General features: G+C 71.1%; 17 protein-coding genes. 6 read left to right on the top strand and 11 right to left on the bottom strand.

Features of this window, described 5'->3' with window-relative positions; genetic code table 11:
- Nucleotides 1-62: 62 nt before the first annotated feature.
- The 8 genes from O7608_RS11055 to O7608_RS11020 form a co-directional block, all read right to left on the bottom strand.
- Nucleotides 63-1,004: an anchored repeat-type ABC transporter permease subunit gene (locus O7608_RS11055; RefSeq protein ID WP_289209866.1), complete on the bottom strand. Its 942-nt coding sequence runs from the start codon at nucleotides 1,002-1,004 to the stop codon at nucleotides 63-65.
- Entirely contained in the window at nucleotides 1,004-1,759 is a 756-nt protein-coding gene (locus O7608_RS11050) for an anchored repeat-type ABC transporter ATP-binding subunit (protein WP_289209865.1), read from the bottom strand. Before O7608_RS11050 ends, O7608_RS11055 begins: the two co-directional genes overlap by 1 nt.
- On the bottom strand, nucleotides 1,756-2,676 hold the full coding sequence (locus O7608_RS11045) for a choice-of-anchor M domain-containing protein (protein ID WP_502959212.1): 921 nt from the start codon (nucleotides 2,674-2,676) through the stop codon (nucleotides 1,756-1,758). Before O7608_RS11045 ends, O7608_RS11050 begins: the two co-directional genes overlap by 4 nt.
- Nucleotides 2,677-2,707: 31 nt before the next feature.
- Nucleotides 2,708-4,348 (bottom strand): anchored repeat ABC transporter, substrate-binding protein, encoded by a 1,641-nt coding sequence (locus O7608_RS11040; RefSeq protein WP_502959196.1) that lies wholly within the window; start codon nucleotides 4,346-4,348, stop codon nucleotides 2,708-2,710.
- Nucleotides 4,349-4,442: 94 nt separating this feature from the next.
- Complete coding sequence (locus O7608_RS11035; protein ID WP_289209864.1) at nucleotides 4,443-5,099, bottom strand: choice-of-anchor M domain-containing protein; 657 nt, start codon at nucleotides 5,097-5,099, stop codon at nucleotides 4,443-4,445.
- 28 nt (nucleotides 5,100-5,127) lie between these two features.
- Entirely contained in the window at nucleotides 5,128-5,760 is a 633-nt protein-coding gene (locus O7608_RS11030) for a choice-of-anchor M domain-containing protein (RefSeq protein ID WP_502959211.1), read from the bottom strand.
- 113 nt (nucleotides 5,761-5,873) lie between these two features.
- Nucleotides 5,874-7,193: a GTP-binding protein gene (locus tag O7608_RS11025; RefSeq protein ID WP_289209862.1), complete on the bottom strand. Its 1,320-nt coding sequence runs from the start codon at nucleotides 7,191-7,193 to the stop codon at nucleotides 5,874-5,876.
- Nucleotides 7,194-7,241: 48 nt separating this feature from the next.
- Nucleotides 7,242-8,117 (bottom strand): AraC family transcriptional regulator, encoded by an 876-nt coding sequence (locus tag O7608_RS11020; RefSeq protein ID WP_289209861.1) that lies wholly within the window; start codon nucleotides 8,115-8,117, stop codon nucleotides 7,242-7,244.
- Nucleotides 8,118-8,208: 91 nt separating this feature from the next.
- On the opposite strand from O7608_RS11020, the gene O7608_RS11015 reads away from it, so the two are divergent.
- On the top strand, nucleotides 8,209-9,222 hold the full coding sequence (locus O7608_RS11015) for an aldo/keto reductase (RefSeq protein ID WP_289209860.1): 1,014 nt from the start codon (nucleotides 8,209-8,211) through the stop codon (nucleotides 9,220-9,222).
- Between the two features lie 27 nt (nucleotides 9,223-9,249).
- Here the strand turns inward: O7608_RS11015 and O7608_RS11010 are convergent, their stop codons facing one another.
- Nucleotides 9,250-9,750 (bottom strand): DUF456 domain-containing protein, encoded by a 501-nt coding sequence (locus O7608_RS11010; RefSeq protein WP_289209859.1) that lies wholly within the window; start codon nucleotides 9,748-9,750, stop codon nucleotides 9,250-9,252.
- Between the two features lie 109 nt (nucleotides 9,751-9,859).
- Between O7608_RS11010 and O7608_RS11005 the strand changes: the two genes are divergently transcribed.
- A complete protein-coding gene (locus O7608_RS11005; RefSeq protein ID WP_289209858.1) occupies nucleotides 9,860-11,926 on the top strand; it encodes an alpha-glucuronidase in 2,067 nt (688 codons plus the stop codon).
- Nucleotides 11,927-12,059: 133 nt separating this feature from the next.
- A complete protein-coding gene (locus tag O7608_RS11000; RefSeq protein ID WP_289209857.1) occupies nucleotides 12,060-14,930 on the top strand; it encodes a type 1 periplasmic-binding domain-containing protein in 2,871 nt (956 codons plus the stop codon).
- A 43-nt stretch (nucleotides 14,931-14,973) separates the two neighbouring features.
- Here O7608_RS11000 and O7608_RS10995 read toward each other — a convergent pair whose 3' ends face one another.
- Both O7608_RS10995 and O7608_RS10990 read right to left on the bottom strand, forming a co-directional pair.
- The gene (locus tag O7608_RS10995; protein ID WP_289209856.1) at nucleotides 14,974-15,537 is read right to left on the bottom strand and encodes a Uma2 family endonuclease; all 564 of its coding nucleotides are present in this window, start codon (nucleotides 15,535-15,537) and stop codon (nucleotides 14,974-14,976) included.
- A gap of 210 nt (nucleotides 15,538-15,747) precedes the next feature.
- Nucleotides 15,748-16,338, bottom strand: coding sequence for a hypothetical protein (locus O7608_RS10990; protein ID WP_289209855.1), 591 nt, complete (start codon nucleotides 16,336-16,338; stop codon nucleotides 15,748-15,750).
- A 159-nt stretch (nucleotides 16,339-16,497) separates the two neighbouring features.
- Between O7608_RS10990 and O7608_RS10985 the strand changes: the two genes are divergently transcribed.
- From O7608_RS10985 to O7608_RS10975, 3 genes are read left to right on the top strand one after another with little or no spacing between them, the layout of a single operon-like run.
- The gene (locus O7608_RS10985; protein WP_289209854.1) at nucleotides 16,498-17,346 is read left to right on the top strand and encodes a helix-turn-helix domain-containing protein; all 849 of its coding nucleotides are present in this window, start codon (nucleotides 16,498-16,500) and stop codon (nucleotides 17,344-17,346) included.
- Complete coding sequence (locus O7608_RS10980; RefSeq protein WP_289209853.1) at nucleotides 17,343-17,552, top strand: DUF397 domain-containing protein; 210 nt, start codon at nucleotides 17,343-17,345, stop codon at nucleotides 17,550-17,552. Before O7608_RS10985 ends, O7608_RS10980 begins: the two co-directional genes overlap by 4 nt.
- Nucleotides 17,553-17,585: 33 nt before the next feature.
- Nucleotides 17,586-18,107: an HAD domain-containing protein gene (locus O7608_RS10975; RefSeq protein WP_289209852.1), complete on the top strand. Its 522-nt coding sequence runs from the start codon at nucleotides 17,586-17,588 to the stop codon at nucleotides 18,105-18,107.
- Nucleotides 18,108-18,251 lie beyond the last annotated feature (144 nt).

Below are 18,251 nucleotides of genomic sequence, written 5' to 3'. Positions count from 1 at the left end.
GGTGCGGGGCGTGGTCGTGACGGGGCGGGAGCCCCGCCACACCGTAACGACAACCGTTTTCATTAACCTATCGGCCGTTCGGCCACCACTGCCGACGCCGGTGTGACCTGGGACTCCTGCCCTGTGCCCGGCTCCCGGTCCGGCGCCTCGTCCGGTTCCCGGCGACGGCGGGCGAGCAGTCCGTGGCGGGGGGCGAAGACCCAGGCGAGCAGGAAGACAGCCGTCGCGACCAACACGACCGTGCCGCCGACCGGCAGGTCGTAGCTCCAGGACAGGTACAGCCCCACCAGCGCCGAGCCGCCGCCGATCACCGGGGCGAGCAGCATCATCACGCCGAGCCGGTCCGTGAGCAGCCGGGCCGCCGCCGCCGGGGTGATCAGCAGTGCCAGGACCAGGATGTTGCCGATCGTCTGCAACGAGATCACCACGGCCAGGGTGACCAGCACGTACAGCACGATGTCCAACCAGAACACCGGCAACCCGACCGACCGGGCCGACTCCCGGTCGAGACTGACCGCGACCAGCTCCTTGTGCAGCAGGAACAGCACCGCGAGAATCGCCAGACCGGTGAAGCCGACCGTGTAGAGGTCCCGGTCCGGGATGCCGGTGATCGAACCGAACAGGAACTGCTGCAGCGAACCGGCGTACCCCGGTGCCTGCGAGATGATCACGATGCCCAGGGCGAAGGCGGCCACGAAGAACACCCCGATCAGGGAGTCCTCCTTCAGCCGGCGCCGCTGGGCGAAGACCGCGATCAGCAACGCGGTCACGATCCCGGCGACCGCGCCGCCGAGCACCAGGCTGCCCTGCAGTACGAAGGCGACCGCCAGCCCGGGGAAGACCGCGTGCGCCACGGCGTCGCCGATGAACGCCATCCCGCGCAGCACCACGTAGCAGCCGACCACGCCACAGACCACGCTGGACATGACCGCGATCAGCAGCGCCTTCGGCAGGAACGCCAGATCCGGGTTGAACAGGTCAGCGATGAACTCGGTGATCGGCATCAGCCCTCGCCCTCCCCCGCGCCGACCAGACGCAGCAACGGTGACCGTTCACTGACCCCGAACGTCCGCATCCACAGCTGCGGGTCGCACAGCTCGGTCGGTTTGCCCTCGGCGATCACCCGCCGGTTGAGCAGCACCAGCCGGGAGCAGGCGTCCATCGCGCCGATCAGGTCGTGGGTGGTCATCAACAACGGCGTGCCCTCGGCCGCCAGCCCGGTGAACAGCTCACCGAGCAGCTCCTGGGTCGGCATGTCCAGCCCGGTGAACGGCTCGTCGAGCAGCAGCAACGCCGGCTGCAGCGCCAACGCGCGGGCCACCAGCACCCGCTGGCGCTGGCCGCCGGACAGTTCGGCGACCGGCCGGCGACGCAGGTCACCCAGGCGTACCCGGTCGATCGCCTCGGCGGTGGCCCGCCAGTCGGCCGCCCCCGGTCGCCGCAGCAGGCCGATCCGACCGGTACGGCCGCTGAGCACCGCCTCCTGCACCGAGATCGGGAACTCCCAGGCGAACTCGTGCCGCTGCGGCACGTACCCGATCGCACACCGCCCCGGCCGGCTCGGCACCCCGTCGACCAGCACCTGCCCGGACCGAATTCGGATCAGCCCGAGCACCGCGCGCAGCAGGGTGGTCTTGCCGGCCCCGTTCGGCCCGACCAGCCCGACCAGCTCCCCCGGGTCGACGTGCAGTCCGACGCCGCGCAGCACCGGGCGGCCGCCGAGGTCGACGTCGAGATCGTGTACGGCGAGCGCGGTCACGACTGCGTACGCTCCTGTTCGACCCGGCGGCGTACCGCCCGCCCGCGCAGCACCACGACGACCAGCGCGCCGGCCAACCCGACGGCGACCACGACGAGGCCGACGACCAGCCACGGCCCGCCACCGGCGGTGTCGTCGGCCGGCGCGGCGTCGTCCGTACCGGCCGGCGGCGGCGCGGCCGCCACCTCGCCGGGTTGCGCGGCGAGCGCGTCGTCGGGGCTGGTGGCGTCGCCGACGGCGAACCGCAGGTGCCGGGTCGCCGAGACCTGCTCGCCACCGACCAGGTCGGCGCTGACCCGCACGGCGACCAGGTACACGCCGGGGGCGGTGAACACCCAGTTGGCGTGGGTGTGGGTGTTGACCTCGACCCACATCGGCTGGCCGGGCGGCTCGGCGGAACGCCACAGCACCTGCGGTTCGCTGAACGTGCCGTCCTGCAGGTACATGACGACCTCGCCGGGACCGTCCACGTCGGCCAGCTCCAGGGTCACGCCCCGGTCGATGGTCTGCATCACCCGGGGGTCCTGGGTGTTCCAGCCGACCCAGACCACGTCGGGGTGCTGCACCTGCGGCACCACGTGCACGTCGGTGCCGGCCGGTACGCCGAGGAAGCCGTACACCGGATCGTCCGGGACGGCCCGCAGCGCGGCGTCGGTGACCCGCAGCACGGTCCGGTCCGGGTCCCGCCACACCGGCTGCGCGGCGTCGTCGTGGATCAGCAGGGTCCACTCGTCGTCGACGTAGCGCGGCCCCAGGTCGACGTGACCGGCGTCGAGCACCGCCGGTCCGTCGGCGACCGGCAGGTCCGGCGCGATCGACTGGTCCAACGCCGGGTCGGGCGACCCGGGCTGGGCGGCGGCGGGCGATGCCGGCTGGGCGGCGGCCAGCGTCATCGCCAGCAGCGCGGACACGGCCATCGACAGGCCAATCGACTTCACTCATGCCTCCTCAAGGTGCCAGGCAGTCGAGCAGCGACTCGGCGTTGAACCGCATCAGCTCGACGTAGCTGGTCACCCGGTCGTCGAACGTGTCGCCGTAGATCTCGCAGACCCGTACGTCGAGGTCGTCGGCGAGTTCGGTCAACGTCGACGACCGCGACCGCAGGCCGGGTTCCAGGAACACCGCCGGCACCCGCAGGTTGCGGATCGTCTCGGTGAGCCGACGCCGGTCGGCCAGGCTCGGCTCGGCCGCCGGGTGCGGGGTGACGAAGCCGGAGATCTGCACGTCGTACGCGGCCCCGAGGTAACCGAACGCGTCGTGGGTGGTGATCAGGTGCCGCCGGCCGGGTGGGATCCGGGCGATGGTCTGGCGGACGTGGTCGTCGAGCGCCGACAGTTCGGTGATGTAGGCGGTGGCGTGCTGGCGGTATTCAGCGGCCCCGGCCGGGTCGACGTCGATCAGCGTGTCGCGGATCAGCTCGGTGTACGCGATGACGTTGCGGACGTTCTGCCACAGGTGCGGGTCGATCTCGCCGTGCACGTGCTTGCCGAGCACCGCCTGCGGCAGTTGGAAGATCTCGGTGCCGGGGCGGCCGAGGAAGCGGAAGTCCCGGCCGGCCGGCACCTGGGCGAGGGCCTTGTTCGGCACCTCGATGACGGTGTCGGCCGGGTCGTGCACGTGTTGGTGGGCTTCGCCGGCGCCGTGCGGGTCGGCGAACAGGTAGAGCGACGGCTCGCCGCGCGCCGCCGCGTCGAGGTCAACGGTGATGTCGGCGTGTCCGCCGCGCAGCACGTCGACGCCGGCCATCCCGGGCACGCTGTGCGGGTCGACGCCGACGGCGAAGGTGAAGGTCTGCTCCCCGAGGGCGACGGGGCGGCTGTCGGGGGTGACCGCCAGCCGCGCCGACATGGTGAGCCGGTAGACGCCGGGCTCGGTGAACGCCCAGCTCATGTGGGTGTGGGCGTCCGGCGGCAGGGTGGCGGTGTCGTCCCGGTAGCCGGTGGCTGCGTCGAACCCGTCGGCCGAGTCGAGGTAGACGGCCGGGTTGCCGAACGACTCGGTGAGGTAGGCGGCCATGGTGCCGGGGCCGGTCACGGTGGTGCTCTGCAGCAGGACGTCGGAGGCCCGGTCGGCGCCGTAGGTCTCGCCGGTGCCCCGTACCCGCATGCCGAGCCAGATGGTGTCGAGCGCGACGTCCTCGACCAGCGGGATGATCTCGGCGGCGTACTTGACGGCCCCTTCGGCGAGGGAGATGTTCGGTACGCCGTCGGGCAGGTTGGCGTCGAGTGCCTTGATGATGGCGTGCTCCTCCAGCAGCAGATAGTTGCTGAAGGCGACGTCGGCGTAGACGACGTTGCGCACGTCGCGCAGCGACGGCTCGTACGAGTGGGGGTCGGCGCCGTCGGGGACGAGCGCGGCGACCGCGACCCGGTCGCCGCCGACGTTGTCGACCAGGTCCCGCAGGATGCCGGTGGTGGTGACGACCTGGAGGCGGTCGTCGGTGGCGCTCAGCGTCGGCGGTGCCGCGCAGCCGGTCAGGCCGACGGCCAGCAGGATCGACCCGACGAGCCCCCGTACGCGCACTGTCCCACCTGCTCCCCATCGTCTCCGCGCACCGGAGGGTAGCACGCAAACGATAACCGTTGTCATAGTCGTTCCGGCGTCCGGCCGGTGCCGAAGAGGTGCGGATCAGCACCGGCCGGACGACGTGTCGGCAGACGCCGACCCACCGTGAGCCGAGGGGTCAGCCGACCTCGAAGGTGAACTCCTCGGTGGCGCTCACCGTCTGGCCGCTCGACGTCCGTACGCCGCTGACCTCGAACGTCGCCACGTAGGTGCCGGCAGCGTCGAAGCCCCAGTTGACGTGGGCGTGGGTGTTGCGGTTGACGTTCAGGCTGTCCGGCAGCCCGTTGCCGCTGTCGAACAGCACGGTGGGCGTGCCGCCGGAGGCGGTGAAGACACTGAAGCCGCCGGGGCCCTGCACGTCGGTCAACTTGACCGTGACCCGGTTGAACTGCAGGGCACCACTGGCGACACCGGTGGTGTCCCAGCCGGCCCAGAGCAGACCGGCGGTGTTGGTCTGCGGCAGGACGTAGGCGTACCCACCGCTGCCGAGGAACGACCACGCCGAACTGGACGGCACGGCCGTGTACGCGGCGGACGGCACCACGAAGACGACGGTGGACGGATCCCGCTCGACGCGCGTCGAGCCGGTGTCGTCACCGACGGTGAGCTCGATCGGCCCACCGGCGACGTGGTCGATGTCCAGGACGTCGACGTGGCCGCTGGTCAACTCGATGACCGTGGCCTGCGCCGCGGCCGGTACGGCGACCGCGAGCGCCGCAGCGATGACGCTCGACGCGGCACCGGCCAGCAAGCGACGGGTAGGGGCGTTCATCATGGAAGACTCCTCTGCGATCTGATACCGGTCAGGGCAGGACGACGAATCGCAGGTAGACCGAGTCGGACTCGACGACGGTCGTGGTGCCGGCCAGGGTGGCGCTGGCCTTGACCTTCAGCAGGTAGACGCCGGCCTTGCTGAACGCCCAGTTGGCGTGCAGGTGCTCGCCGACCGGCAGGTCGACGACGTCCGGCAGCCCGTCACGGCTGTTCGCCAGCACGGTCGGCTGGCCGAACAGGTCCTCGGTGTAGACGGCGACCTGGCCGGAGGACGGCGCGCTGATCAGCTGCTGCACGGTCAGGTCGAGCGAGTCGCCGGCGAAGACGCCCTCTTCGAGCTCCTCGGTGGCGATGCCGGCGAAGAGCAGGTCCTCGTTCTCCACCTGGGGCAGGATCCAGACCCGCGAGCCGGCGGTGCCGAGGAATCCGAAGGCCGGGTCACTGGGGACGACGGTCCTGGCCTGCGGCTTGACGACGAAGATCACGTCGTCGTGGTGCCGGTGCTCGCCGGGCTCGACGGTGTCGTCGTGGACACCGAGCTCCAGCTCGCCGTCCTCGTACTCCACCTCGATCACGTCGACGTGACCGGCGGACAGCAGCACCGGCAGGCCGGTGCCGTGGGCCTGCGCCGGAGCCGCCGAGATGGCCAGTGCGGCGATCATCGCGGCTCCGGTGACGAGCGCTCCGGTGGCCCGGCGGCGGGTTGCGGTCAACACAGGACAGACTCCCTCCCGGTGATCCCTGGTGGACCACCGGGAGCTAACGATAATCGTTTTCACCTAGCGGCGATAGGGGTGCCGCCTGTCGGGCTCGACACATGTCCATGTTCGTCCAGCTCGCCGAGATCCCACTCGGGGAACGGATCCGCCAGCGCGCTCCAGGCGGCCAGCCCGGCCGCCAACCCCGCGCCCGCCGCCGCGAGCTCCGCGCCGGTCAGCAGCGCGCCGTCCAACGCCGACCGCAGTCCGTCGCCGTCCAGCCCGATGCCGATGAACACCAGCTCCTGGTGCCGGTCGCCGAAGACCGGATCCCACCGGCGCTCCAGGTCGGCCCGCTCGTGCGGGTCGTCCGGCCACTCGCCGGACGCGGCCACCGGCACCCCTGCCGGGTCGCACCGCGCCGACGGGCCGGCCTGCGACCACAGGGCCTGCACGTCCGGCCGGGTGGCCAGCCAGAGAAAACCCTTCGACCGTACGACGCCGAAGCCGTCCAGCTCGGCGAAAAGATCCCAGAGCCGCTGCGGATGAAACGGGGCGACCGCCCGGTAGACGATGCTGCTGATGCCGTACTCGATGGTTTCCGGCACGTGCTCGCCGTTGAGCTCGGCGACCCAGCCCGGCGCGGTCTCGGCGGCATCCAGGTCGAACCGTCCGGTGTCGAGCACCTCGGCCATCGGGACCTGCGCCCGCACGGTCCGCAGCTGGCGGGCCTTCGGGTTCAGCCGGGTGACCAGCGCCTCGACCGTCGCGAGCTCGTCCGACCCGACCAGGTCGGTCTTGTTGATCAGGATCACGTCGGCGAACTCGATCTGGTCGACCAGCAGATCGGCGATGGTGCGATCGTCGTCGTCGTACGCGGCCAGCCCCCGCTGCTCCAGCGACTCCCCCGCCCGCAGTTGAGCGATCAGGTGCGGCGCGTCGACCACGGTGACCATGGTGTCCAGCCGGGCGATGTCGTCCAGCACTCCGCCGTCGTCGGTGCCGAAGGCGAAGGTGGCCGCCACCGGCAGCGGCTCGGAGATGCCGCTGGACTCGATCACCAGATAGTCGAAGTGGCCCTGCCGGGCCAGCCGGGCGATTTCCACCAGCAGGTCGTCGCGCAGGGTGCAGCAGATGCAGCCGTTGGTCATCTCGACCAGGCGTTCCTCGGTCCGCGACAGGCTGCCGCCGTCGCGCACCAGCGCGGCGTCGATGTTGATCTCGCTCATGTCGTTGACGATGACCGCGACCCGCCGCCCTTCCCGGTTGGCCAGGATGTGGTTGAGCAGCGTGGTCTTGCCGGCGCCGAGGAATCCGGACAGCACGGTCACCGGCAGCCGACGGTCACGACGGTCGCGGGCGTTCGGCCCCGGGGTGCGGCGCTTCGGTACGGCCATGGACGGCTCCCCTCATCTCGGATCAGATGATAACGGAAGCCGTTTCCATTAAAGCCTGACGGCCCGGACCTGGGCCGCGTCGCGACCCGGCGGTACGCCGTACGCCCGCCGGTACTCCCGGTTGAACTGCGTCGCGCTGACGTACCCGACGGCCCTGGCCGCCCCGGCGGCGGTGTCCGCGCCGGTCACCAGCAGCCGCCGGGCCTGCTGCAACCGCAAGGACTTCTGGAACCGCATCGGGCTCATCCCGGTCACCGCCTTGAAGTGCCGGTGCAGGGTCGCCACGCTCATCCGGGCCGCCGCAGCGATCTCCTGGACCGTCAACGGCTCGGCGTACCGCGCCCGGATCAGCCCGGCCGCCGCGCGGATCTGCGACAGCCGGGAATCGGCGACGGTGAGCTGACGCAGCGCCGGCCCGACCGGGCTGCCCAGCAGCCGGTACAGAATCTCGCCCTCCATCCGGGCGGCGAGCGGCCGGATGTCGACCGGATCGTCGAGCAGCCGCGCCCACCGGGTGACCGCCTCGACGATCGCCGGGGACATCGCCGCGCTGGTCAACGCGACCGGGTCCGGCGACCCGGCCGTCGGCGGCGCAGGCTCGTCCAGCTCCAGCAGCAGATCCGCGAGCAGCCCGACGTCCAGCCGTAGCACCACCGACCGGTACGGCACCTGCTCGAACACGGCGGTCACCGGCAGCTCCACCGAGCTGAGGAACATCGCCCCCCGGCCGACCAGCCAGCTGCGCCCACCGGCGGTGCTGCGCTTGGAGCCCAGTGCCACGAAGCAGACCATCGGCTCGTACAGCAGGTCGGTCGGCCCGGCCGGCGCGTCGTCGAAACGGACCAGCCGCAGCCGGGGCACGACGGTCTCGACCGCCTGCGCCGGGCAGTGCCGGGCCACGACCCGCGCCAGCTCGTCGAGCATCGGTCACTCCGCCGTCGGTGAGAGGATCAGGCAACAGTACGCGCGACACACCCCATGCCGGCACGCCCGGTGCGGGCATAGCGTCGCAGGCATGACACAGACAGCGGACAGCCGGCGGCTGCCCCGGCGCGGACTCGGATCGCAGGGGCTCGAAGTCGGCGCGATCGGCCTCGGCACCATGGGCATGACGATGGCGTACGGTCCGGGCGACCCGGCCGACGGCGTCGCCACCATCAGGCGCGCGTACGAACTCGGCGTCACCATGTTCGACACCGCCGAGGTGTACGGCATGGGCAGCGGCAGCAACGAACAACTACTCGGCAAGGCGGTCCGGACATTCCGCGACGACGTCGTGATCGCCACCAAGTTCGGCTACGACCTGACCGACCCGAGCCGGTTCGGCATGGCCTTCGACAGTCGCCCGGAACACATCCGCGAGGTCACCGACGCCAGCCTGCGCCACCTCGACACCGATCACATCGACCTGCTCTACCAGCACCGGGTCGACCCGGACGTGCCGATCGAGGACGTCGCCGGCACCGTCGGTGACCTGATCGCCGAAGGCAAGGTGCGCTACTTCGGGCTCAGCGAGGCCGGCCCCGCGATCATCCGCCGGGCACACGCCGTCCACCCGGTGTCGGTGCTGCAGACCGAATACTCGGTGTTCGAACGGGCAGTGGAGTCGCAGGTCCTGCCGACGGTCCGGGAACTGGGCATCGGGTTCGTGGCGTACTCGCCGCTCGGTCGCGGGTTCCTGACCGGCGCGGCCCGGCCCGCCGCCGAGTACCCGGACGGTGACATGCGGACCTGGGACGAACGCTGGCAGCCCGGCAACTACGAGCAGAACCTGGCGGCGGTACGCGAACTGACCGCGATCGCCGCCGACAAGGGCATCGCCGTCACCCAGCTCGCCCTGGCCTGGCTGCTCGCCCAGGGCGAGGACATCGTGCCGATCCCGGGCACCCGCAGCCCGCAGCGGCTCGCCGAGAACGTCGCGGCGGCGTCCGTCGCGCTCAGCCCGGCCGAGGCCGACCGGATCCGTGCCGTCCTGCCGCACGGCGCGGCCGGATCCCGCTACCCGGCGGCCCGGATGCCGGTCTGGTGAACTGCCCGCTGCCCGGTCTGCTCGTGGTCACGCCACGAGCAGACCGAGCAGCCACAGTCCGGCGATGGCCAGCGCGGCACCCAGCTCGATCAGCATCGCCAGGCCCACCGCCAGCACCGCCCGTTTCGTCGCCGGCCAGGCGGCGGCGAAGTCACCGAGCCGCAGCCGCTCGGCCAGCCACACCCCCAGCACGAAACCGACGATCAGCCCGATGAACGGGATCACGAAGAACCCGACCAGGCCCAACGCGCCACCGATCAGCAGCGACCGGTTCGGCACGCCCGCCCGCTTGAGATCCCGCCCCGGCCACAGGTACTTCACCGCCGTACCGCCGACGGCGACCAGCGTCGCCGCGGCGACGATCAGCCACCGGCCGCCGCCCGCGTCGCTGAAGATGGCCCAGCCGAGCACGCCGGCCCAGCACAGCAGCAGACCGGGCAGGATCGGCACGACCACGCCGATCAGCCCGACCAGGATGGCCAGCCCGCTGAGCAGCGTGACAAGCGTCTGTGTGTCGTTGAGATCCACACCGACAGGGTGACCGACGATCGCCACCCGCGCGAAATCCGACGGCGCCGGAGGCTGCGATCGGCGTACTGATCGGGAAGAATGTCCCCTAGCCTGGGGAGGATCCGCCGTGACTGCTGCACCACCGACCGGCCGCCGTTCGATCGATGTCCATCCGGCCTGGTTGCCGGCGGAGGTGTTCCGGGCGATCGGGACGCGGCGCGTCCTGGTCTCCGGCGACGGCCCGCTCGTCGACACCGTCCACGCCGAGGTCCGGACGGCCTGCGCCCGCTTCGGCGGGTCGGTGACCCGGCTGTCCATCGACGGCGACGCCGACCTGCTGCTCGCGCTGACCGGCAGCGCCCGTGCCGACCTCGACGGCGACCTCGGCGACGAGGGCTACACCCTCGGCCGGGCCGACGGCCGCACCACGGTCACCGCCGACTCCCCCGCCGGCCTGCTGTACGGGCTGTTCCACGTGGCCCGGCTCGGCGAGTCGGCGTTCGCCGACGACATCCCGACGCAGGCACACCGGCCGGCGATCCGGCGACGGATGCTCGACCACTGGGACAACGTCGACGTGCACCCGGTGATGGGGCAGGTCGAGCGCGGCTACGCCGGCGGGTCGATCTTCTGGCGCGACGGCGCGATCACCGACGACCTCGACCGGATCCGGGCGTACGCCCGGTTGCTCGCCGCCAGCGGCGTCAACGCGCTCACCATCAACAACGTCAACGTGGGGCGCACCGAGGCGCGGCTGCTCACCGACCGGCTCGACGACGTCGCCACGTTCGCCGACGTCTTCCGCCCGTACGGCATCCGGACGCATCTGTCGGTGACGTTCGCCGCGCCGATGGTGCTCGGCGGTCTGGCCACCGCCGACCCGCTCGACGCGGCGGTCCGCGACTGGTGGGCGGCCACCACCGCACAGGTCTACCGGGCGGTGCCCGACTTCGGCGGGTACGTGGTGAAAGCCGACTCGGAGGGCCAGCCCGGCCCGTTCGCGTACGGGCGCAGCCACGCCGACGGCGCCAACCTGCTCGCCGACGCCCTCGCCCCGCACGGCGGGGTGGTCCACTGGCGGGCGTTCGTCTACAACCACCGGCGGGACTGGCGGGACCGCTCCACCGACCGGGCGCGGGCCGCGTACGACCACTTCGCCCCGCTCGACGGCCAGTTCCGCGACAACGCGATCGTGCAGGTCAAGTACGGTCCGGTCGACTTCCAGCCCCGGGAGCCGGTGTCCCCGGTGATCGCCGCGATGCCGGCGACCCGGCTGGCCGTCGAGTTGCAGGTGACCCAGGAGTACACCGGTCAGCAGCGGCACGTCTGCTACCTGGCTCCGCTGTGGAGCGAGGTGCTCGGCTTCCGGTTCGACGGCGACAGCCTGGAAACCGACGGCGACGCCGACGGCGACCGGGGTGCGTCGGTCGCCGCGATCACCGCCCGCGGCGGCACCCTGGCGGCCGTGTCGAACGTCGGCGACGACCCGTTCTGGTGCGGTCATCCGCTGGCCCAGGCCAACCTGTACGCGTTCGGCCGGCTCGGCTGGGACCCGACCGCCGATCCGGCGGCGCTGCTCGACGAGTGGATCGACCTGACCTTCCCGACCGGCTCCGTCGACGATCCTGTGCTGCTGCGGCAGACGTTGCACGCGATCATGGACGACTCGTGGCGTACCTACGAGCGGTACACCGCGCCGCTCGGCGTCGGCTGGATGGTCAACCCCGCCGGCCACTACGGCCCGTCCGTCGACGGGTACGAGTACTCCCAGTGGGGCACGTACCACTTCGCCGACCGCGACGGCGTCGGCGTGGACCGGACCAGGGCCACCGGCACCGGCTACGCCGGGCAGTACCCGAAGCCCTGGTCGGACGTGTACGAGTCGCTCGCCGACTGCCCCGACGAGCTGCTGCTCTTCTTCCACCACGTGCCGTACGGCCACGTGCTGCACAGCGGGTCGACGGTGATCCAGCACATCTACGACACCCACTTCGCCGGGGCCGACGAGGCGATCGCCATGCGGGACCGGTGGCGCGACGTCGCCGACGCCGGCCTCGACCCCGCCCTGTACGCCCGGGTCGCCGAGCGCCTCGACGAACAGGTCCGCTCCGCGCGGGAATGGCGCGACCAGATCAACACGTACTTCTTCCGCAAGTCCGGCGTCCTGGACGCCCACGGCCGCCGCATCCACTGACCCGGACCCACCTTTCCGACCCGACCCGAGTCGCGCAACAGACAGTCACAGCAGCCGTACGGGCGACCTCTGCAGTGGACATCGGTGCCTAGCATCGATACCACTCGGAAGTGAGGAGACGGCGATTCCAGCGATGACGGCACGACCCCGGTTCGCGGGCGTACACCGTCTGTTGTCGCTGATCCGCCAGCTCGCCGCCCGACCGCCGTTCACCCACCGCGCACCGGACCTGCAGGTACGCGGCGACGAACCGCTGCCGCTGGTGTGTCTGGTCGGCCGCGAGGCCCCGGACCGGTTCCTCACCGCCCTGGAATCGACCCTGGGTGACGCCTCGCCCCGGATCCCGCACGCCCTGGTCGACGCCGACACCGCAGGCACCCGCAGCGCCGCGCGGTGGGGGCTTTCCGGCGAGGATCCGGCCGCTGCCGCCGCCGCCCGGGAACCGCCGCTGCTGCCGCTGCTCGACGAACTCAGCTTCCGGCTGGCCGCAGACTCGTTCGGTGCCGGCCGACTGACCCGGTTCGACCACTACCGGCTGGCCGACTGGCTGTCCGGACACCGGTTGCCGCCGGCCCGGGGCCGTGACGACCGGTCCGCGGTGCTGGCGTTGCTGCGTACGTGGAGCGGCCGCGCCCCCCAGCCGGTCGGCGCCGCCGGCACCGACCCGTCGGTGTCGGTGGCGGAGGTGGCATCCGGGGTGTGGACCCGCCTGGGGCTGTGGCTGCTGATGTGGGTCGGTCAGGGTGCGTTCCGGCGCTGGCTGAGTCAGCGGCCGGCCGGGCTGGGCCGCGAGGCGCGGTGGTTCATGCGCCGCCAGCCGTACATGGTGCCCCGGCACTCCACCGATTTCCTCGGCTTCGCCGAACGGCTGACCCTGGACCGACGCAGCTTCGAAAACGCCGAACAGGTCAAGAAGCTGCTGGTGCACGCGTTCCTGGAGGATCTACGCGCCGCGTACCGGCGGCGTCGGTGGCGGTGGTTCCCCCGCCGGTCCGGCTGGCGGCGCACCGCCTACGTGACCGTCCTGGTCAGCAACGCCACGGACGACAACGGCGGCTGGGAACTGCTGCGCCTGATCAACGCGGTGCGCAACGAGACCGGCGAGCTCGATCCGCTGCTGGTCGTGGCAGCCTGCGACCGTCCACCGGACCGGTCGGGAGGCACCGACGGCCGACCGATGCCGGCGCACGACGCCGACCGTGCGCTGCAGCTGTGGCGGCGCGGGCTGCCCCATCGACGTCAGCTACTGGCGACCGACGCGCGTTACCTGGTGCTCGACCTGCCTGAGCCGGTCCCACCGGGCCGTGTCGGTGCACTCGCCGCCGACGACGCGGCCGCCTGGGATCCGTCCGAGACCACCTGGCGGCTACCGCCGCCGCCCCGGCTGGCCCGGCGGGGGGCCGTGGAAGGGCTGCTCGCCGTCGCCCTGGTCGCGGTGCTGGCCGCCCCGCTGCTCACCGTCCGGCAGTACTGGCAGGAACACTGCTCGGTGCTACGGTCCCAGGTGGACGCTGCGGTGAGTGTCGAGCTGCTGCGCTTCGGGCCCGACGACATGCAGTGCGTCGGACACAGCGACAGCGCGGCGCAGGTCTTCGGCACCAACGCCCGGCTGCGGGCGGCGCAGCTCCGGGTGTTCGCCGGGAACGAGACCGCGGCGCGCAAGCTGGCCGCGATCCCGCACCGGCCGATGATCAGCCTGGTGTACTTCGCCGGCCTCACCCACGCCGGCAGCGACCTCGACACCGATCACGCGGTCGCCGAGGAACTCGAAGGCATCGCACTGGCCCAGCAGCAACAGCACGCCGCGTCGTCGCTGTCCGAACCGCTGGTACGGGTGGTGATCGCCAACGCCGGCCGGGGCATGCGGCAGGCCCACCACGTCGCGCAGCAGCACCTCATCCCGCTGATCGACGCCGACGACAGCATCAAGGGCGTGATCGGGATGGACCGCACCGTCCCGGAGACCGAGGAGGCGATCCGGATCCTCGGCGAAGCCGGCATCCCGGTCTTCGGCACCACCCTCACCGGCACCGGGCTGGCCGAACTGTCCCAGTTGTACTTCCAGCTGGTGCCGGACAACACCCGGCAGGCGGAGCTGGTGGCCCGCTACGCCGCACACATTGGACGAGACAAGGTGACGGTGTACCACCCGCCGATCGACCCGGACCACCCCGACGAGTACGTGAAGACACTGCGCGACGCCATCGCCGACCGGATGGGCGAAGCCGTCGAGCTGGTCGACTGGCGCGACGACGTCAACGAACTGCCGCCGCCGTGCCGCCGGCCGGACTGGGCGCAGGCGTACCAACGGGAGTTGTTCTTCTACGCCGGGCGGGAGAACCACTACCGGGACTTTCTGCGGACGATGAACGACGGCTGCGTCGATTCGGACCGTACGCCGCACATCGTCGCCGACGACGCGGTCACCCGGGCGGTCGCCCAGGCCAGCTTCCGGACCGACGACACGTTCGCCGGCTCCCGTGTGCGCTACGTCGGCCTGGGCAGCCTGGTGGTGCTCGGCGGCCGGGACTGCGTGACGTACGGCAGGCCCGCCCCCGCGCTGTCCGACATGCAGCCGATGCAGTCGTTCTGCTCCGGCTACCAGCGGCTGCGGGCGCGGCTCGCCGCCGACCTGCCGACGGAGGAGCTGCCCGCCACCTCGTACCCCGGTGAACGGGTCGGCGTCGCCTACGACACCGTACGGATGCTGGTGGACCTGGTCCGGCTCGGCGGCCGGCACCGGTGGCACCGCGCCGCGCTGGTCCAGCTGCTCCGGGAGCCGGGGTACGAGTTCCTCGGCGCGAGCGGGGTGATCAGCTTCAGTGCCTCCCGGATCGGCGACTCGCGCAACATCGCGATCCTGGAGCTGGCGATCCCGCCGTCGGGCGATCCACAGTCGCGCGAGCCCGAGCCTAGCTGTGTGTTCCTGATCGGCGACCTGTACCGGGTCGGCGAGCCCGGCAGCGACACCGGCAACGGCTGCCCCGTAGCACCGGACGACTGAACCGCCCTCGGTCCCCCACATCCGGGGGTGCCCGTGGGTTGCGCTACCCGTCGAGCAGTGCGCCGGAGTCGATGCGGAACGGGAACGGCCGCTCGGCGGCCAACACCTCGCTTTTCGTCGCGGTCGCATGCTCGACGTAGTGCTCACCGTCGAGTCGGAACAGCCGCAGGGTGACAGCGGAGAAGGCAGGTAGCTCCGGCTCCACGAGCAGGTACCACCCGATCCGCGCGGCGGCGTAGAACTGCATCTTGAGCAGCCGGTCGGTGGCGGCGTTGCTCGGCGAGGTGATCTCGCAGATCAGCACCACCTCGGCCGCATCGGTCACCGACCCGTCCCGGCTGGTGTCGGCCACGACGAGGTCCGGGATGACGATCCGGTCGGGGCGCAACCGAACGTTGATCGCCTCGTAGGCGGTCAGGCCGACCGCCCGGGCTGCCGGGTACAGCGCCGACATCAGCAGGAACGACAGCTGCTGATGCGGCTTGCTCGGGGCCGGACTCACCCACAGACCTCCGTCGATCAGCTCGATACGGTTGGGAGTCTCACCGAGGGCGAGGTACTCCTCCTCGCTCCACGGCCCCACGTGATCAAGGACGGCCACGCTCACCGGCAGACTCACCTCCAGACTGATGCCTCCACCAGTCTGCCATCTGCCCCTCGGGGGCGGCGGTGGTGGCGGTGATCCCGCCCCAACGGTCCCGGCAGACGTACGCCAGGTCGGCGTGGATCCACCTGCCGTCGTTGTCGCGCAGCACCGGCCGGCCGCAGTGCCGGCACGGCGCGACCCTCGGGTACGGCGGTGTGGCGGGTGTGCCGGTCACGGGGCGTCGCCAGTGCTGTCTGCGTCGCCGTCACCGTCGCCCCAGCCCAGTCCGCCGAGCCCGGCCGCCCGGTGGAACCCCGGGTGGTGGCGGACCTCTGCGCACACCTCACCGTCCGGACCACGTACCCCGCAGAACAGCGGCTCGTTGAAGTTCCACGCCTCCGCCCGCGACAGCAGCGGCGCGTGCTCCCCCAGCTCCGGGCACAGGATGGTGAGCCCTTCGGCGTACGCGACGGCCTGCTCGCGGGCGGTGTCGACGTCGACGGCGGCAAACGTCAGGTGCAGCGTGTACCGGCCACGCCGGTCGTACCGCAGCCAGTCCGGCAGGTTGCCGATCCCACCCGGACCGTCCCCGCTGCCGTTGACCCGCGCTGCCGGGCGGCGACGCTCACGCTCGTTGAGGTAGCGGTTGACCAGCGCTTCGGCGTGCCCGGCCGGGCCGGCCCCGGGGCCGAGGGCGTGCGCGACGGCGGCCCGCGCCGGTTCGGACAGGTCAGCCCGATCGAGTACGGCGAACAGGTCCCGGTTGCGCTGCGTCGGATCGAGGGTCGGGTCGGTCCAGCGTGCTGAACGGTTGTCGGTCACGGACACACCTCCCGGTCGTAGCGGCTAACGCCGACATCGATACGATGCCACCGCACTGACCAAACTGCAATGTGCAGTTTTGGAGTTGAAGATCCAACTGTGCTTGCCGAGAACGGCAGCCCTCAGGTTGGATGACTCAGGACCAGCAGGGAGGCCGCAATGACGAAACGGTTCAGCCCGACCGTGCGGCGACGCAGACTCGCCAGCGAGATGCGCCGCTACCGCGAAGCCGCCGGCCTCACCCTCGAACAGGCAGCACGACACCTCGACAGCTCACACTCCCGACTGTCACGCATCGAAACCTCTCAGGTCGGCATCCGACCACCCGACCTACGCGTCCTGCTCGAACTCTACGAAGTGCCACCAGACGCCCGCGAAGTCATGATCACGCTCTGCCGCGAGTCCCGACAACGCGGCTGGTGGCACGGGTACGGCAACGCCGTGCCCGAGTGGTTCCAGTTCTACGTCGGACTCGAGTCCGAAGCCGCCGGCCTCGCCATCTACGAGTCCCAGTTCATCCACGGGCTACTCCAGACAGAGCAGTACGCCCGAGCCGTACTCCACGCAGCCGTGAACCCACTCCCACCCAATGAGCTGGAACGCAAGGTCCAGCTCCGCATGGACCGCCAGACCCTGCTCATCGACAACGGGCTACGGATGCGCATCGTGCTCGACGAAGCGGTCCTGCGACGCCCGATCGGCGGACCTGCCACCCTGCGCAACCAGCTACAGCACCTTCTGAAGGTCACCGACCTGCCGAACGTCTCACTTCAGGTGCTGCCGCTGGCAGCAGGCGCGTCAGTGCTCAACTCGTTCACGATCATCGACTTCCCGGACCCCGCCGACCAAGCTGTCATCTTCGTCGAGAGTCTGACCGGCGCCCTGTACCTGGAGAAGCCGGAGGAGATCCGGGACTATACGCTGAAGTTCGACTACCTACGGGCAGAGGCACGAGACCCGGCGCAGTCGACACAGACGATCGCCGAGCTGGTGAAGGAGCTGACATGAGCCACGTCGGGCACGCCACGGACCTGCCGAACGCATGGTGGCGCAAGAGCAGCCGCAGCGGCGACAACGGTGGCTCCTGCGTCGAGGTGACCACGCTGGCCGGCAGCACGATCGGCGTACGCGACTCCAAGGACCCACACGGCCCGGCGCTGCTCTTCCCCGCCGACGCCTGGGCCGCGTTCCTCACCACGGTGTCCGGCCACTGACGCGACCGGCCTACCCTCCGACGATCGACACCCGTGCCGGTCAACCGTCCGTACGTCTTCCTCGATGTCGACGGCGTACTGATTCCCTTCGCCGCCCGTGCCACTGGCCGCGCGCCGTCGCCCGTCGCCGCAGCCGATCTTGATGTCGGTGGTAATCCGCTGCTGGAGCGACTCGATCCGGAGGACGGACGCCGGCTGCTGGCGCTCGATTGTCAGCTGGTCTGGGCGACCACGTGGATGACCGAGGCGAACGAGGTCGTCGCGCCGCTACTCGGCCTGCCGGAGCTGCCGGTCGTCTCGTGGCCGGACTCCGACGACGAGCCCCTGCGCGGCGTGCATTGGAAGACGGCGTTCCTCACCACATGGGCGGCCGGACGCGCCTTCGTCTGGCTCGACGACGAAGTCACCGACCTGGACCGGCACTGGGTATCCGAGCACCACCCAGGCAGTGCTCTGCTGCACCGCGTCGACCCACGTCTGGGCCTCACCGACGCTGACTTCTCCGCCGTCGGCCAGTGGCTCGCAGTCGACGGCCGCAAAGCCGCGTCGATGTGAGGCGGAGATACGCTACAACCGCGTCGTAAGGTATCTGAGCCTCACATCGATGAGCGCTCCAGCCGCCCGAGACGCTCATGCCGACGGCGCGCGGTGGCCGATAACCGCTGGAGGCGACACCGTCGAGTCGGGCAGCATCGGACG

Source organism: Solwaraspora sp. WMMA2056, assembly GCF_030345095.1.
Classification (GTDB): Bacteria; Actinomycetota; Actinomycetes; order Mycobacteriales; family Micromonosporaceae; genus Micromonospora_E.
This window is presented reverse-complemented; position numbering and strand designations above follow the sequence as displayed.

Coding starts and splice junctions, on each gene's coding strand:
- O7608_RS11000 (WP_289209857.1), top strand. CDS start 12,060: ATGACGGCACGACCCCGGTTCGCGGGCGTACACCGTCTGTTGTCGCTG.
- O7608_RS11030 (WP_502959211.1), bottom strand. CDS start 5,760: ATGATCGCCGCACTGGCCATCTCGGCGGCTCCGGCGCAGGCCCACGGC.
- O7608_RS10980 (WP_289209853.1), top strand. CDS start 17,343: ATGAGCCACGTCGGGCACGCCACGGACCTGCCGAACGCATGGTGGCGC.
- O7608_RS11045 (WP_502959212.1), bottom strand. CDS start 2,676: ATGGCCGTGTCCGCGCTGCTGGCGATGACGCTGGCCGCCGCCCAGCCG.
- O7608_RS11025 (WP_289209862.1), bottom strand. CDS start 7,193: ATGGCCGTACCGAAGCGCCGCACCCCGGGGCCGAACGCCCGCGACCGT.
- O7608_RS11035 (WP_289209864.1), bottom strand. CDS start 5,099: ATGATGAACGCCCCTACCCGTCGCTTGCTGGCCGGTGCCGCGTCGAGC.
- O7608_RS11015 (WP_289209860.1), top strand. CDS start 8,209: ATGACACAGACAGCGGACAGCCGGCGGCTGCCCCGGCGCGGACTCGGA.
- O7608_RS10985 (WP_289209854.1), top strand. CDS start 16,498: ATGACGAAACGGTTCAGCCCGACCGTGCGGCGACGCAGACTCGCCAGC.
- O7608_RS11040 (WP_502959196.1), bottom strand. CDS start 4,348: ATGACAACGGTTATCGTTTGCGTGCTACCCTCCGGTGCGCGGAGACGA.
- O7608_RS11020 (WP_289209861.1), bottom strand. CDS start 8,117: ATGCTCGACGAGCTGGCGCGGGTCGTGGCCCGGCACTGCCCGGCGCAG.
- O7608_RS11055 (WP_289209866.1), bottom strand. CDS start 1,004: ATGCCGATCACCGAGTTCATCGCTGACCTGTTCAACCCGGATCTGGCG.